Raw genomic sequence first — 14,230 nt, 5'->3', positions numbered from 1 at the left:
AAAGCTTAATTATCAATTAACCCTCTTCCGGTTTTCTTGATTTTATTTTCCTGTTTGAACTCAACAATCAGCTTATCAAGCAAACCGTTGATAAACACCTTGCTCTTGGGTGTGCTGTATTGCTTTGATATCTCAATGTATTCATTCAGCGTAACTTTCACAGGAATAGATGGAAACTGAACCAGTTCGGCAATGGCCATCTTCATCAGAATAATGTCAAGCATGGCAATCCTTTCCAATTCCCAGTTTTTTGCCCTTGCCGAAATTATCTCTGCATATTCCGAACTGTAGAAAATCGTTATTCGGAGCAAGTTCCTCGCAAATTCCTTGTCTTCGGTTTCAGCCTCATCATCTTCATACAATCCTGGAAGCGGCGCTGTAGCATCCTGCTTTATGTTAAGCGATTTCAAAGTTTTCATCACCATAAGCATGGCGGTATCAAAATCATCGACCCAATGGATATTGCGTTCTTCAAAAAATCCCTGGAGCAATTCTGATGGAAAAAATTGAGCACGGATGAGCTTTATAAGAATACTGCGATCGTCTTCGTAACTGCTCTTCTCTGCAGTCATGTATTTTTTGTATTCCTCACCTGCCCGGATATCATTATACATTACACGAAACAATTCCTTCTCGTCCACCCAGTTTACTTTAAAGCGCTCGATTTGCTTATGAAAATCCCTGCTTTCCTCAAGCTGTGCAATCAGCTTATTATCAATAAACCTTGTACTGGGGTGGAGATCCTCTTCGGTGGGTAGAAACTTCTGTTTGGCTTCGTCAGCACGCTGCCTGAAATAACTGAACAAATCAACAAGAAAGGCAAGCTGCCAGATGTAGAGTTCGTATATCCTGTCGATGTTTCTGATAAGTTGCTTTTCAGCAGCAGGCAAATCGTTATCCTCTGTTTGAAAAAAGGCATACAATGCCTGCATTACCTTAACCCTGATCAGCCTTCTGCTTAACATGCAATGAAATAAAATTAATAACTAACGCACTTAGGGTGCTATTTTCAGGCCGCAAAAGTAGGGAATAAATCATAAACCGTGATCTCTTTGAATCAATAAACATCATAAATATTTATTTCAGAGCCGGTTGGCTTTGGTTTTTAAAAAATATGCCACAAACTGTGGCTAAAATAATATTTTTACCTTTGCGTTACTCATAAGTCGTTTGTGTAATTAAATTACCGCATAATGGAAGAGATGGATAACAATGAGAAAAACGAGAGAAGAGAAGAAATTTTTTCACAAACTGTACGCGCTGGAAAAAGAACCTACTTCTTCGATGTTAAAGAAACCCGTTCAGAAGAAAAGTATTTAACAATCACCGAAAGCAAAAGGCGTTTTAACAATGACCAGGGTAAGTTCTTCTACGAAAAACACAAGATATTTCTCTATAAGGAAGACTTTCAGAAATTCATTGACGGTCTTAACGTAGCGCTTGAATTTATTGAAACTGGCGTCATGCCCGAAGTTGTTGATGCTCCGGAACCGGAATCACCGAAATTAAAATCCGGGATTGAATTCGAAGACCTGGGAGCTGATGACGACAATTAATCCGCTACAAACTCACAACTATTTGCCCTGCAATTCCTTGAGCTAATCTCAATGTGAAAACTTATTAACAAATGCAAAGCCTGTCTTTGGGGCTTTCATTATTATTGTAATTTTGTAAGTCGAACTTCTTCAATACGCATTGACAATCAGCAACTTATTATTTACTACCTGAAAAAGCAGCTCTAACACAAATGGGGAAAGTAATTACCATAGCCAACCAAAAAGGAGGCGTAGGAAAAACCACCACAGCCATTAACCTGGGTGCAGGTTTTGCTGTGCTTGAATACAAAACACTGCTCATTGATGCCGATCCCCAGGCCAATGCCACATCAGGCATTGGGTTCGACCCGAAAAATATTAAAACCAGCATATACGAATGCATCATTGATGAAGTTGAGCCAAAAAACATCATCCTCAATACCGATACGCCCTTCCTTGATCTTATCCCGGCGCATATTGACCTGGTGGGTGCAGAAATAGAAATGATCAACCTGCCCAACCGCGAAAAGATGATGCGCAAGGTTACCGATCAGCTTCGCAGAGAATATGATTTCATTATTATTGATTGCGGGCCATCACTTGGCCTCATAACTGTAAACGCCCTTACAGCAGCAGATTCGGTGATCATCCCGGTACAATGTGAGTACTTCGCGCTCGAAGGTTTAGGCAAACTGTTAAACACAATTAAGATAGTTCAGGCTCGTTTGAACCCGGCACTTGATATTGAAGGTATATTGCTTACGATGTACGATTCGCGTCTTCGCCTTGCAAACCAGGTTGTTGAAGAAGTTAAAACACATTTTCAGCAAATGGTGTTCAATACGGTTATCAACCGCAATATCCGCCTGAGCGAAGCGCCCAGTTTTGGTGAATCAATCATGATGCATGATGTAAACAGCACCGGTGCCATCAATTATCTGAACCTTGCAAGAGAGATTCTTCAGAAAAACGATATGACCTCAATCAAAAACGCTGACAAACAAATTCCAATTCAAGATGAACACTAAAAAACGTGCACTTGGGCGTGGTTTGAACGCCATCCTTGAAAGTCCGGACACCGATATCACTTCAAGAGATATTTCAGGCGAATTTGTTGCAGGAGCTATTGCTGAAATTAAAATCGAAAACATTGATGCCAACCCCTTCCAGCCACGCGATAAATTTGAAGAAGACGCATTGCGTGAACTGGCCGACAGCATAGCAGAACAAGGAATTATCCAGCCAGTTTCAGTCCGGAAACTTGGTTACGACCGCTACCAGCTTATATCAGGAGAACGCAGGCTACGGGCATCAATCATGGCTGGCCTCGAAAGAATCCCGGCCTATATTCGGGTTGCCAATGATCAGCAAATGCTTGAAATGGCGCTTGTTGAAAACATTCAGCGTCAGGATCTGAACCCATTGGCTATCGCTATTAGTTTTCAGCGTTTGATTGATGAGTGCCATATCACCCAGGAGCAACTCAGCGATAAATTGAGTAAAAGCAGAAGCACCATCACCAATTATATCCGCTTGCTCAAACTTCCTGCTGAAATTCAGGTGGCTTTGCGTGACAATAAGATCAGCATGGGGCATGCAAGAGCTATTATTAATGTGAGCGACCCGGGAAAACAACTGGCCATCCTGGAGAAAATCCTGGCTCTCGAGCTATCGGTTCGCCAGGTAGAAGAAATGGTTCGCAACCTGGACAAACCAGCAATATTGAAGCCTGTCCGACCAACCAGGGCATTACCAGATAAGTTAATAAATCTTAAAAACTCGCTTTTCAGCCGTTTCGGTACGCCGGTGGAGGTCAATATTGATAATAAAGGCAAAGGCAGCATCGTTATTGAGTTCCGGAATGAGGCAGAGATTGATCGCATTGCCATGATCCTGGAAAAATAATTACTTCAAATTGTTTATGAACTGTTTTTCATCCGCACGGATGCAAAAATCAAACAAGGCAACTTTTGTTGCGAACCAATACCTGAGCAAGGATAACTTGTGGCATTTCATGAGGTTCAAACGTTCATTTTCAAGACTAACATTTTCAATATTAATTTGCTGTGTGCTTTTTCCCGTTTTTGTCTCCGCTCAGTTAAACGACACAATTGCCGAACCTCAAAAAGTACATTCCCCGCGCAAAGCAAGCATTTATTCTGCGGTTCTTCCAGGCCTTGGGCAGGCGTACAACCGGAAGTACTGGAAAATACCTATTTTATATGGTGGTTTTGGAGCACTCTATTATATCACCAGCGAAAATACCAAGGAATACCGAAAATTTCTGGAGGCATATCGTTATGTTGCAAACAAGGATACGGTTCCAATAAATAATGACTACGTCGGACGTTACAATGAGCAACAGTTGCTTAGTGGCAAAAACCTTTACAGGCGCAACCTTGAAATAGGTTATATCCTGGCTGGGGTGTTGTATCTGATCAATATACTTGATGCCTCAGTGGATGCTCATTTATTTGATTACGATATTGGTGAGAACCTCAGTTTGAAGGTGGAACCTGCATTGCTTCATGACCCGCTGGCGGCCAGGAAGGTTTCGGGTTTGGCGTTGACTTTGAAATTCTGAGGCTAAGGCTGAGGTGAAAGACAAGGCAAAGACTGAGGCTAAGGCGAAGGAAAGACAAGAGCATATGTTGAGACAAAGGCGGAGCTAAAGCAAAGAAAAAGGAATCAGGACAAGGCGGAGTTTAGGGCTCTAAATCAACAAAAAATAAAATGAAAATAGCAATCATTGGATACGGAAGGATGGGCAGGGAAATTGAATCTGCAGCCCTTGAAAAAGGACATGAGATTGTCGCTTTTATTGATGACGTATCAGATTGGGAGAAACAAGCAGAATTGCTTCAGACCGCAGATGTTGCCATTGAGTTCAGTATTCCATCAAGCGCTCCCGATAATATACTCCGGTGCTTTGAAAAAAAACTACCCGTTGTGAGCGGCACAACTGCCTGGCTTGACCGGATAGACGAAATAAAAAATATTTGTATTCAAAAGAACCAGGCGTTTTTTTATGCACCCAATTATAGCATTGGTGTTAATATTTTTTTCGAGCTTAACCACCGGCTGGCTCAACTCATGAAAGATTTCCCGGAATATGAAATCTCGATAACAGAAGCACATCATGCTCAAAAGGCCGATGCCCCAAGCGGAACCGCCATAAGGCTTGCCGATGATATTATTAAAGAAATTGAACATAAGAAAGGCTGGACCGGACAGGAACCGGACAAATCAGAAATTCCAATTACATCCATCCGCGAAGGGAATATCACCGGCTCACATTCGGTTACCTATGAGTTCGAGTTTGATAAAATTGAAATCCACCATGATGCCAAAAACCGCAAAGGATTCGCTGTGGGAGCCGTAATGGCTGCGGAATGGATCATCGGCAAAAAGGGATGCTTTGGCATGAGTGATCTTTTAAACCCTGACCGTAAACAATAACTTTATATTTTCGCAGAACATTAAATAAAAAAACCATGAGCGTATTAACTCTACTCTTGATTCTTTTTGCCTTCTTCCCTGTGTTACTTTGGGCAACCTACGAAAAAGCCGGCTACAAAGGATATTATTCTGTAATTCCATTCGTGAATTATTATTTCTGGTTAAAAATAATTGATAAACCAGTTTGGTGGTATATTTTCATTTTGCTTCCGTTTATCAACGTTTTCATGGTGATGCTTATGATTGTTGAAATCTTGAAATGTTATGGTTTGCGTGGCCTGCACCATCAGGCAGCCGGAGTGATATTGCCCATAGTAGTGCTGCCCTGGCTTGGATCGAAAGATAAAATTTACACACATCCATCAAAGCTTCCTGAAATTAAGAAAACTGTTGTAAGGGAATGGGTTGATGCCATCCTTTTTGCAGTAATTGCGGCCACCATCATACGCATGTTTTGGTTCGAAGCCTACACGATACCTACATCATCCATGGAGAAATCATTGCTGGTTGGCGATTTTCTATTTGTTTCTAAAATAAGTTATGGCCCCAAAATACCAAATACCCCTATTGCTTTCCCGTTTGTGCATCATACCATGCCCCTTTCTCAAAACCGTAAATCTTACGTGGAGTGGATTAAACTGCCTTTTTACCGTTTTCCCGGTCTGACTGAAGTAATGCGAGGCGATGCTGTAGTTTTTAATTATCCCGACGGTGATACAGTGGCGCTTAAAATTCAGAACCAGAGCTATTATGCGTTGATCAGAGATTATGGAAGGCAACGCGTGCATACCGATGAATTCAATTTTGGTGAGATAGTTGCAAGACCGGTTGACAAGCGTGAAAATTATATAAAACGCTGCATAGCGCTACCGGGCGATACGTTGCAGATTATTGACCAGGTTGTGCATATCAATGGTGCTGCACAAGACAACCCTGCCAATTCTCAATCGAAATACTATGTTAAGACCAATGGTGCAAGATTAAGTACCCGTTTGCTCGATCGCCTTGACATTACCGAAGATGTGATGATGTCAGGGCCGGGAGATTACTATCTTACACTGAGCCAGCACGCTGCTGACGAATTGGCCAATAACCCTGAAGTACTTGAGGTGAAGAAAATTGTACATCCTGCAGGACAACGCCAGGAATTCATATTTCCGTTCGATGCCCGCTACAACTGGAACATGGATAATTTTGGGCCGCTTTACATGCCAAAAGCAGGCGATAGCGTGAACATCACGGTTGAAAACATCAGTATCTACAAGCGAATCATAACCGCTTACGAACTCAACGACCTCGAGGTTCGCAACAACCGCATCTTTATCAATGGTGAAGAAACAGAGTATTACAAATTCAAGCTTGACTATTACTGGCTCATGGGCGATAACCGCCATAATTCAGCCGATTCAAGGTTCTGGGGCTTCGTGCCGAACGACCACATTGTTGGCAAGGCAGTTTTTGTTTGGCTTTCGCTCGATCCGAATAAATCCTGGTTCGGGGGTAAGATCAGGTGGAACAAGGTTTTTAGAAGCGTTAAGTAGGGGTTGTGATGCTGTGATGCGGTGTGGAATTGGTAAATTGGTTAATTAGTTGATTAGTGGAGTGATGGAGTAATGGAGTAATGGGGGCGTTGATTGGTTAATTTGTCAAATAGTTAATTGATTAATTGGGAAATTGGTTGGAGTTATGGAGTGACGGAGTATTGGGATTTCCGATTTCCGGTTCCGATTTCCACCAGGTCGGACAACTTGCATTTTCTGTCTGACTGATCGTTTGCCAATATAATTTCGGATTATGCTTTCCCTTTTGCCAACTGCCGACTGCCACCTGCCAACTTTGAACTTTGAACCTTGAACTTTGAACTTCCCTGGGGCTTGGGGCTTGGGATTTGGAATTTGGAACTTAAACTACGCACAAAATGTCTCCCGAAAGACTCTTTTATATCATCATTGCCATTCTCGTTTTCGATTTTATATTTGGTTTGTGGCTCGATTATTTGAATTACAGGCATCGGAAAACGAGCATTCCCGAAGAGTTGCAGGGCATTTATGATCAGCAGCAATACCAGAAACAGCAGGAATACAAAAAAGTGAATACCCGATTTGGTTTTATTTCCGGTAGTTTCAGTTTTGTGGTGTTGATGGTTTTTTTGCTGGCTGGAGGATTTCCGTGGCTCGATGCAATCATACGAAATATAACCGAAAACCCAATCCTCATGGCGCTGCTATTCTTTGGAATTCTGATGTTTGCTTCAGATCTAATTGGAACGCCATTTTCAGTTTACCAGACTTTTGTAATTGAAGAACGCTTTGGGTTCAACAAAACAAGTCCGGGAACTTTTATATTGGATAAACTAAAAGGATGGTTGTTGGGTATTCTTATTAGCGGCGGTTTGCTGGCACTCATTATCTATATTTACCTTAAAGTTCCGGAATTGTTCTGGGTTTATGCCTGGATTGTGATTACGGCTTTCACAGTTTTTATGACCTTATTCTATTCAAACCTGATTGTACCCTTGTTTAACAAACAGGCGCCGTTGGAAGAAGGCGAACTTCGCGAGAAAATCACAGGCTTCATAAATAAAGCCGGTTTCAAACTCAAAAATATCTTTGTGATTGACGGCTCAAAACGCTCTACCAAAGCCAATGCTTACTTCACGGGTTTTGGGCCAAAAAAGCGGATTGTTCTTTACGATACGCTGATCAACGACCTTGGCAATGATGAAATTGTAGCCGTGCTTGCGCATGAGACAGGGCATTACAAGAAAAAACACGTGCTTACCAACCTTGTAGTTTCGATCATCCAAACAGGGGCTACGCTTTATCTTCTCTCGCTTTTTATCAATAGTCCTTTACTCAGCGCTGCGCTTGGTGTTGAGCAACACTCCTTTCATATCGGGCTGGTGGCTTTTGGTATTTTGTACAGTCCGGTTTCCTTTGTGCTGGGTATTTTTATGAACCTGTATTCCCGTAAGGCAGAATACCAGGCCGACAGGTTCGCAGCGAAATATGGATATGGAAAAGAATTAATCGAAGGACTTAAAAAATTGACCCGTAAAAATCTCAGCAACCTCACCCCTCACCCACTCTATGTTTTCTTTCACTTCTCGCACCCGACTCTACTACAACGGATGCGGGCGCTTTTAAAGTCTTAGAACAATGATGTAGTTGAGCAGTGAATGGTTAATTGGTTAAATAGTCGATTGGTTAGATAGTAGTGTAATGGAGTGATGGGAGTGATGGAGTAATGCAGGCCCGAACGATGTTCATTAGGTGGGGACAATAGAACAATTGAATTATGAACCCCAAACCCTGAATCTTAAATATTAAATTTTGAATAAAAAAGCACAGCGCGAAGAGCGTAGAGCACCGAGTAAAGAACTCAAACGAAACTAAACCTATAAACTCCTAAACCTTATAAACCTCGAACCAACAATAGAACATTAGAACATTTGAACAGAAGAACCATCGAACCTTTGAATCCTGCTTTTCCTTCGCCTCAGCCTTCGCCTTTCCCCTAATCAATCTTCTGCAAATACTTATAAAAATCGCTGTTGGTTGTGATGATCAACGTTGTTTTATCATCCAGTGATTTTTCAAAGCTTTCCATGGTTCGCAGGAAATCGTACAAGTCACGTGTCTGGCGGTTGCGGTTATAGGCTGCAGCATAAATATTGGTTGCCTCAGCATCAGCACGTCCCTGTATCTGTTCTGCTTCACGAACGGCTTCCGACTGAATCTGGGCAAGGTCGCGTTCCTTGTTGCCAAGCAATTTACGGGCTTCGCCTTGCCCTTCGCTGCGAAACTGATCGGCAATACGGTTCCTTTCACTGATCATGCGATCATAAACACGATCGCGGACTTCTTCTACATAATTCATACGTTTGAAACGGAAATCAAGAATACGGATGCCCAAATCGGTAGTGCGTTCGTTTGCTTTTTGAAGGATCAAAGCCTCAATTTTATCGCGGCCAACGTTAATATCTTCCAGGTTTTCCAATGCTTCCATAAAGTCTTCAACAACTTCTGGTTCACGGTTGGTGGATCGTACAATTTCCAGTAAATCATGACTGGCCACTGCTATGCGGGTTTCACCATCGAGTATGTCATCCAGCCGCGATTGTGCCGAGCGCTCATCGCGCAAGCGGATAAAAAACTGCAAGGGGTCGGTGATTTCCCAGCGGGCATAGGTGTCAACATGGATAAAACGCTTGTCTTTGGTTGGAACCTGGTTTGGGTCGCCATCCCATTCGAGGTAGCGCTTATCAAAAAACTGTACTTTCTGAATAAAGGGAACTTTGAACTGCATTCCAGGTTTTGTCCTGGGTTCTCCAACAGGTTTACCAAACTGGGTCACAACGGCCTGCTGGGTTTCATCAAGGATGTAAAACCCGCTTCCAATCACTATTATAGCAATAACAACTATTGCGATGATGAGGATGTATATCTTTTTCATTCGGCAGTTTTTTTAGTGGTTCCTAGATTTAAAAGCGGAAGTATGTTGTTGCCCCTTTCGTCAAGAATAATTTTGTTCTCGAGTTTGGGCAACACACGCTCCATGGTTTCGAGGTAAATACGCTTTTTTGTTACTTCAGGAGCTTTGATGTAGGCTTCATAAATTGATGTGAAACGGTCAGCCTCGCCGGTTGCACGGTTCACACGGTTCAGAGCGTATGCTTCTGCAAGTTGAATGGTTTCTTCGGCTTCGCCACGGGCGCGTGGAATTACCTGGTTATATTCCGACTCGGCACGATTGATCAGTGTTTCGCGTTCCTGTTGTGCCTGGTTCACAGCGTTAAAACTTGGCTTGACCGATTCCGGCGGGTTCACATCCTGAAGCACCACCTGGTCAATACGAATCCCATTTTCATATTCAGTGCACATGGCCTGAAGCAATACTTCCACATTGGATGCAACTTCCTGACGGCCAACAGTAAGCACCTCGTTCACAGTGCGATCGCCAACAGTTTTTCTCACGGCAGCTTCAGCCATATCGCGTAAGGTTTTCTCCGCATTACGAACCCTGAAAAGGTACTGATAGGAATCACTGATCCGGTACTGAACCACCCATTCTACATCAGCAAGGTTAAGATCGCCGGTCAGCATCAGCGATTCATCCGAAAAATTTTCTTTTGAGTAAGTTGTGCGGGTTCCAGGTGTATCCGTTCTAAAGCCAAACTCTTGTTTGAGCTGGCGCTGCACGGGTATCTTGTACATTTTTTCGACCCCAAATGGTGCGATAAAATTCAAGCCGGGCTGCACCGTCCGGTTATATTTCCCGAAGATGAGCACCACACCTTCTTCTTCCGGCCCAACGGTTCGGGCTGAAGTGAGGCCTGCTACAACTACGATCAGGATAAGGATCACGTTTCGCAGGTGTTTCCTGATCCAGCGCTGGACTTTTGCCGGATCGAAATCAGGTTGATAATTGTTCATGGTTAATTGTATTGAAGTTATAATTCATAGAAAGCCGTTATTCAGTGTTTTAAGGCAAGTAAATGACCCGGATATCTGTTGCAGGCTCAGATAATGAGTGGGTAAAGATAGGAAAAACATTGGTGCGCCAGGAAAAATACCGCTAAGGCACGAAGAGTCAACGATCACTAAAAGAAAATGATAAACTACACTTAGTGAGCCTAAGTGTTATTAGTGCAACAGTGGTGAAAAATGACTTTTCGGATTGAGATCAAGAATTGAATTTATTCAGCCTCAAGCAAGGGTTTGAGGCGGGCAGAAATTTTCTCATAGCTTGTAAACCCGCGGCTGAGCTGAACGAGATTGCCATTGGAATCTTCATAGAATGTTGTTGGGAAACCATTGACTCCAAGCGTGCGCGATCGCTGGAAATCAGCTTCGGCAAGAGCTATAGACTTTGGATCACTCATTTTTTCGAGAAATTCTCCACGGTTTATCCCAAAATCCATAGCTAGATCAGCGTATGTGGCTAAAAGCGCAGGTTCTGCACCATGAAAATAAATGGCTTTTTGTATTGCCGAAGCAAACTTTACTGCATTTTGAGGCTGCAAGGTTTTAAAAACTGATAAAGCAATGGCAGGTTCCACAGAAGAGAAAACCACATCATCACGATACAGCGTTGTATCAATGAAAACTTTCCCAAATTTCACTCCCGAAGCATTTTCCACGTCAATGTAGGCCTTGCTTATATAATCTGCCATATCCGATACCGGTCCAATGCGTTCACCGGTGACCATACCTCCGGAAACTACTTCAAATTCAAGTTGATTGCCAAAGTTATCATAAAGCTGATCTATCACCGGCGAAAAGCCATAACACCATCCACAGAGGGCGTCGTAAACGTAGATTATTTTTCCGGCTGCAGGATTGGTGTTCATGGCAGTATGTTTTGAGTAAAATGAAAATGCTGATGTGTTAACGAAAGAAGTCCCGATGAAAATCAATGTTATCAGTGACTGTAGTCGGTTTGGTTTTTTCATTCCTAAACGTTGTTTTTCATAGAATTTAACAACAAAAGGTGAAGGAATGTTTCAGTCGAAATCGCAAGAACAGGTTCGGTAATCATATTATAATCCTGAAGTTGAAAATTAAGAGCTCGTGTTGAAGCATTGAAACAAATAAAAGGATAAATTTTCTTTGATAAAAATTAAATTCTACTTTTAACGATTCTTTTCAGTCCTATTACCCACTCTGCATATATTTAAGTAAAGTGTTAAATCGTATCACTATGAAGACAAAAAGTCTATTCCCAATTTCTTTGTCAAAAAGATTACTCGTAATGTTTGCATGCGTTATGTTTATCTTTTCTTCCTCAGCGCAAACCGCTTTGCCTTCGCCCAAAGAACATTTTGGGTTCGAGCCCGGGGAAGACAAAATGCTTTTCAACTACGAAGACCTGACCAATTATATGATGCGGCTGTTCAGGCTTTCGGGCAACATGCATGTGGAGCAGATTGGCGAATCATGGTTGGGAAAACCGATGTATGCTGTGTTTATCTCGTCAGTTGAAAATATTCAGCGGCTGGAAGAACTAAAAGTCATTAACCGCGAATTGGCGATGAACGGCGATCTTACGGCAAGCGAGCGCGAAACGATGATCAACGATGGAAAAGTTTTTGTGTATCTCACACTCTCCATGCACTCCAATGAGGTGGGGCCTTCACAGGCAGCGCCGGTAATTGCTTACGAATTGCTTACTTCCAATGCGCCGGATATCAGGTTCATGCTTGAAAACACGGTTTGTGTAATGGTTCCTTGCCACAATCCTGATGGAATGAACATGATTGTGGAACACTACAATGAAACAAAAAATACAGCTTACGAGGGCAGTTCCCTTCCCGGTGTTTACCATAAATACGTGGGTCATAATATTAACCGCGATTTTATCACACTGACGCAGAAGGAGAACAAAGCCGTTGCTGCTTTCTACAACACCGAATGGTTCCCACAGGTAATGGTCGAAAAGCACCAGATGGGTTCAAACGGGCCCAGGTATTTTGTTTCTCCGCCCAGCGATCCTATTGCTGAAAACATTGATGCAGCCATTTGGAACTGGATGCGTGTTTTCGGATCGCGCGCCCTTACTGACATGACAAATGAAGGTTTGCAGGGCATTTCCGTAAATTACCTTTTCGATGATTACTGGCCTGGCGCTACCACTACGAGCATCTGGAAAGGTGTCATCGGCATGCTTTCGGAAGCTGCCGGAGTAAATACCGCTTCGCCTATTTATGTTGAACCAAACGAGTTCAGAACCATTGGCAAAGGCCTTGGCGAATATGCGAAGAGCATTAACATGCCCGAACCCTGGCCTGGTGGCTGGTGGAGGCTGAGTGACATTATTGCGTATGAACGTGCGAACACTTTCAGCTATCTGCATACCGCTGCGATACATAAGAAAGAGATTTTGACCTTCAGGAACGACTACACGCGGCGGGAAATTGAAAGAGGCAAGCAGGAAGCGCCACACTATTACATTTTGCCTTTGCAACAGCACGACCAAAGTGAATTGGTGGCATTGGTAAACCTGATGGACGAGCATGGCATAAAAACCTATCATCTACTTGAGGATATTGCAGTTGAGAAACGAATGTATCAAAAAGGCGATATAGTGATTCCGCTGGCACAACCTTACAGGGCTTTTATTAAGGAAGTGATGGAAAACCAGAAATTCCCTGCCAGGCATTATACACCCGATGGCGAAATGATCCGACCCTATGATGTGACTTCATGGTCGCTGCCACTGCATAAAGGGCTGGAAGCCGTTGAAGTTAACAGCATAATTCGGGGATTTGAAAAGCAAATGTTGGAAAACAAAATTCCTTTTCAGCTTATGGATTTGGTTCCACAACGCTACAGCCACATTTTGTTTACTGCTAACAGCAACGAAAGTTACAAGGCCGCTTTCATGGCTGATGAGCTAGGCCTGGAGGTTTTGCGATCCAAAAGCCCATTTGTTTATAGCGAAGTTATTTATCCAGCCGGGAGTTTTATAATCAAACGGGGAAAAAGCTCGGAGGATTTTATCAGCAAGCTTGATGTGAGCCCGGTTCTTGTCCAGGACGATAAAATTCCCGAGACCACTACACTCGAAGTTCCGCGCATCGCCCTTGTTGAAAGCTGGTTTCATGCAATGGATGCAGGCTGGCTACGATATCTTTTTGATACCTATCATCTTGCATACACTGTTGTACGACCCGGCGAATTGCAGGATTTAAATCTTAAGGATCAGTTTGATGTACTTATTCTGACTGATGAGGCCAAATCTGTTCTGCTTGAAGGAAAATATGGTTCGGAAGGAACATATTCTCCAGCCCGCTATGAACCGGCGTTTTCAAAAGGCATGGGCAAAAAGGGAGTTGAAAATATTCTCAATTTCGTAAAACAGGGAGGTACAGTGCTTTCATGGGGTCGTTCGGTTGATTTGTTCACCGGCATGCTTAGCATTGGAGAAGGAAATGAAAAAGAAGAGTTTCAGTTACCCTTCCGAAACATAGGAAGCGACCTTGCTAAAAAAGAATTGGAAATTCCTGGAGCGGCGCTCAGGATGAAACTGAATGAAGGCCACGCCCTCACTTATGGGATGCCTAACGAAGTTGCAGTTTTCCATCGTGGAAACCCGGTTTTCACAACCTCTATTCCCTATTTTGACATGGATCGCAGGGTGATAGCCTCTTTTCCTGACGATAATATCCTGATGAGCGGATATGCGGGCAAAGAGGAACTGCTTGCAAAACAGGCTGCAATGGTCTGGATTAAAAA

12 protein-coding genes are annotated in these 14,230 nt (G+C 42.9%); 8 read left to right on the top strand and 4 right to left on the bottom strand.

Going from position 1 to position 14,230, the window contains the following annotated elements:
• Nucleotides 1-5: 5 nt before the first annotated feature.
• On the bottom strand, nucleotides 6-965 hold the full coding sequence (nusB, locus tag IH597_13735) for a transcription antitermination factor NusB (protein ID MBE0663514.1): 960 nt from the start codon (nucleotides 963-965) through the stop codon (nucleotides 6-8).
• 237 nt (nucleotides 966-1,202) lie between these two features.
• Here nusB and IH597_13730 point away from each other — a divergent pair, with 237 nt between their 5' ends.
• The 7 genes from IH597_13730 (at nucleotide 1,203) to IH597_13700 (ending at nucleotide 8,148) form a co-directional block, all read left to right on the top strand.
• Nucleotides 1,203-1,556: a DUF3276 family protein gene (locus IH597_13730; protein ID MBE0663513.1), complete on the top strand. Its 354-nt coding sequence runs from the start codon at nucleotides 1,203-1,205 to the stop codon at nucleotides 1,554-1,556.
• Nucleotides 1,557-1,747: 191 nt separating this feature from the next.
• Nucleotides 1,748-2,563, top strand: coding sequence for a ParA family protein (locus tag IH597_13725; protein ID MBE0663512.1), 816 nt, complete (start codon nucleotides 1,748-1,750; stop codon nucleotides 2,561-2,563).
• Nucleotides 2,553-3,440 (top strand): ParB/RepB/Spo0J family partition protein, encoded by an 888-nt coding sequence (locus IH597_13720; GenBank protein ID MBE0663511.1) that lies wholly within the window; start codon nucleotides 2,553-2,555, stop codon nucleotides 3,438-3,440. Before IH597_13725 ends, IH597_13720 begins: the two co-directional genes overlap by 11 nt.
• 40 nt (nucleotides 3,441-3,480) lie before the next feature.
• Nucleotides 3,481-4,119 (top strand): hypothetical protein, encoded by a 639-nt coding sequence (locus tag IH597_13715; protein MBE0663510.1) that lies wholly within the window; start codon nucleotides 3,481-3,483, stop codon nucleotides 4,117-4,119.
• 149 nt (nucleotides 4,120-4,268) lie between these two features.
• Nucleotides 4,269-4,994 carry a 4-hydroxy-tetrahydrodipicolinate reductase gene (dapB, locus tag IH597_13710; GenBank protein MBE0663509.1) on the top strand — a complete coding sequence of 242 codons (726 nt, stop codon included), beginning with the start codon at nucleotides 4,269-4,271 and terminating at the stop codon, nucleotides 4,992-4,994.
• 239 nt (nucleotides 4,995-5,233) lie between these two features.
• On the top strand, nucleotides 5,234-6,535 hold the full coding sequence (gene lepB, locus IH597_13705) for a signal peptidase I (GenBank protein ID MBE0663508.1): 1,302 nt from the start codon (nucleotides 5,234-5,236) through the stop codon (nucleotides 6,533-6,535).
• A gap of 377 nt (nucleotides 6,536-6,912) precedes the next feature.
• Nucleotides 6,913-8,148, top strand: coding sequence for a M48 family metallopeptidase (locus tag IH597_13700; protein MBE0663507.1), 1,236 nt, complete (start codon nucleotides 6,913-6,915; stop codon nucleotides 8,146-8,148).
• Between the two features lie 362 nt (nucleotides 8,149-8,510).
• Here the strand turns inward: IH597_13700 and hflC are convergent, their stop codons facing one another.
• The 3 genes from hflC to IH597_13685 form a co-directional block, all read right to left on the bottom strand.
• Nucleotides 8,511-9,449 carry a protease modulator HflC gene (gene hflC / locus IH597_13695; protein MBE0663506.1) on the bottom strand — a complete coding sequence of 313 codons (939 nt, stop codon included), beginning with the start codon at nucleotides 9,447-9,449 and terminating at the stop codon, nucleotides 8,511-8,513.
• Nucleotides 9,446-10,429, bottom strand: a complete 984-nt coding sequence (gene hflK / locus IH597_13690; GenBank protein ID MBE0663505.1) for an FtsH protease activity modulator HflK — start codon at nucleotides 10,427-10,429, stop codon at nucleotides 9,446-9,448. Before hflK ends, hflC begins: the two co-directional genes overlap by 4 nt.
• Before the next feature lie 263 nt (nucleotides 10,430-10,692).
• Entirely contained in the window at nucleotides 10,693-11,448 is a 756-nt protein-coding gene (locus IH597_13685) for a DsbA family protein (protein ID MBE0663504.1), read from the bottom strand.
• 248 nt (nucleotides 11,449-11,696) lie between these two features.
• Between IH597_13685 and IH597_13680 the strand changes: the two genes are divergently transcribed.
• Nucleotides 11,697-14,230 (top strand): hypothetical protein (locus tag IH597_13680; protein ID MBE0663503.1); only part of this gene is annotated, 2,534 nt, incomplete at its 3' end.

The organism is Bacteroidales bacterium (assembly GCA_014860575.1).
Taxonomy (GTDB): domain Bacteria; phylum Bacteroidota; class Bacteroidia; order Bacteroidales; family JAAYJT01; genus JAAYJT01.
This window is presented reverse-complemented; position numbering and strand designations above follow the sequence as displayed.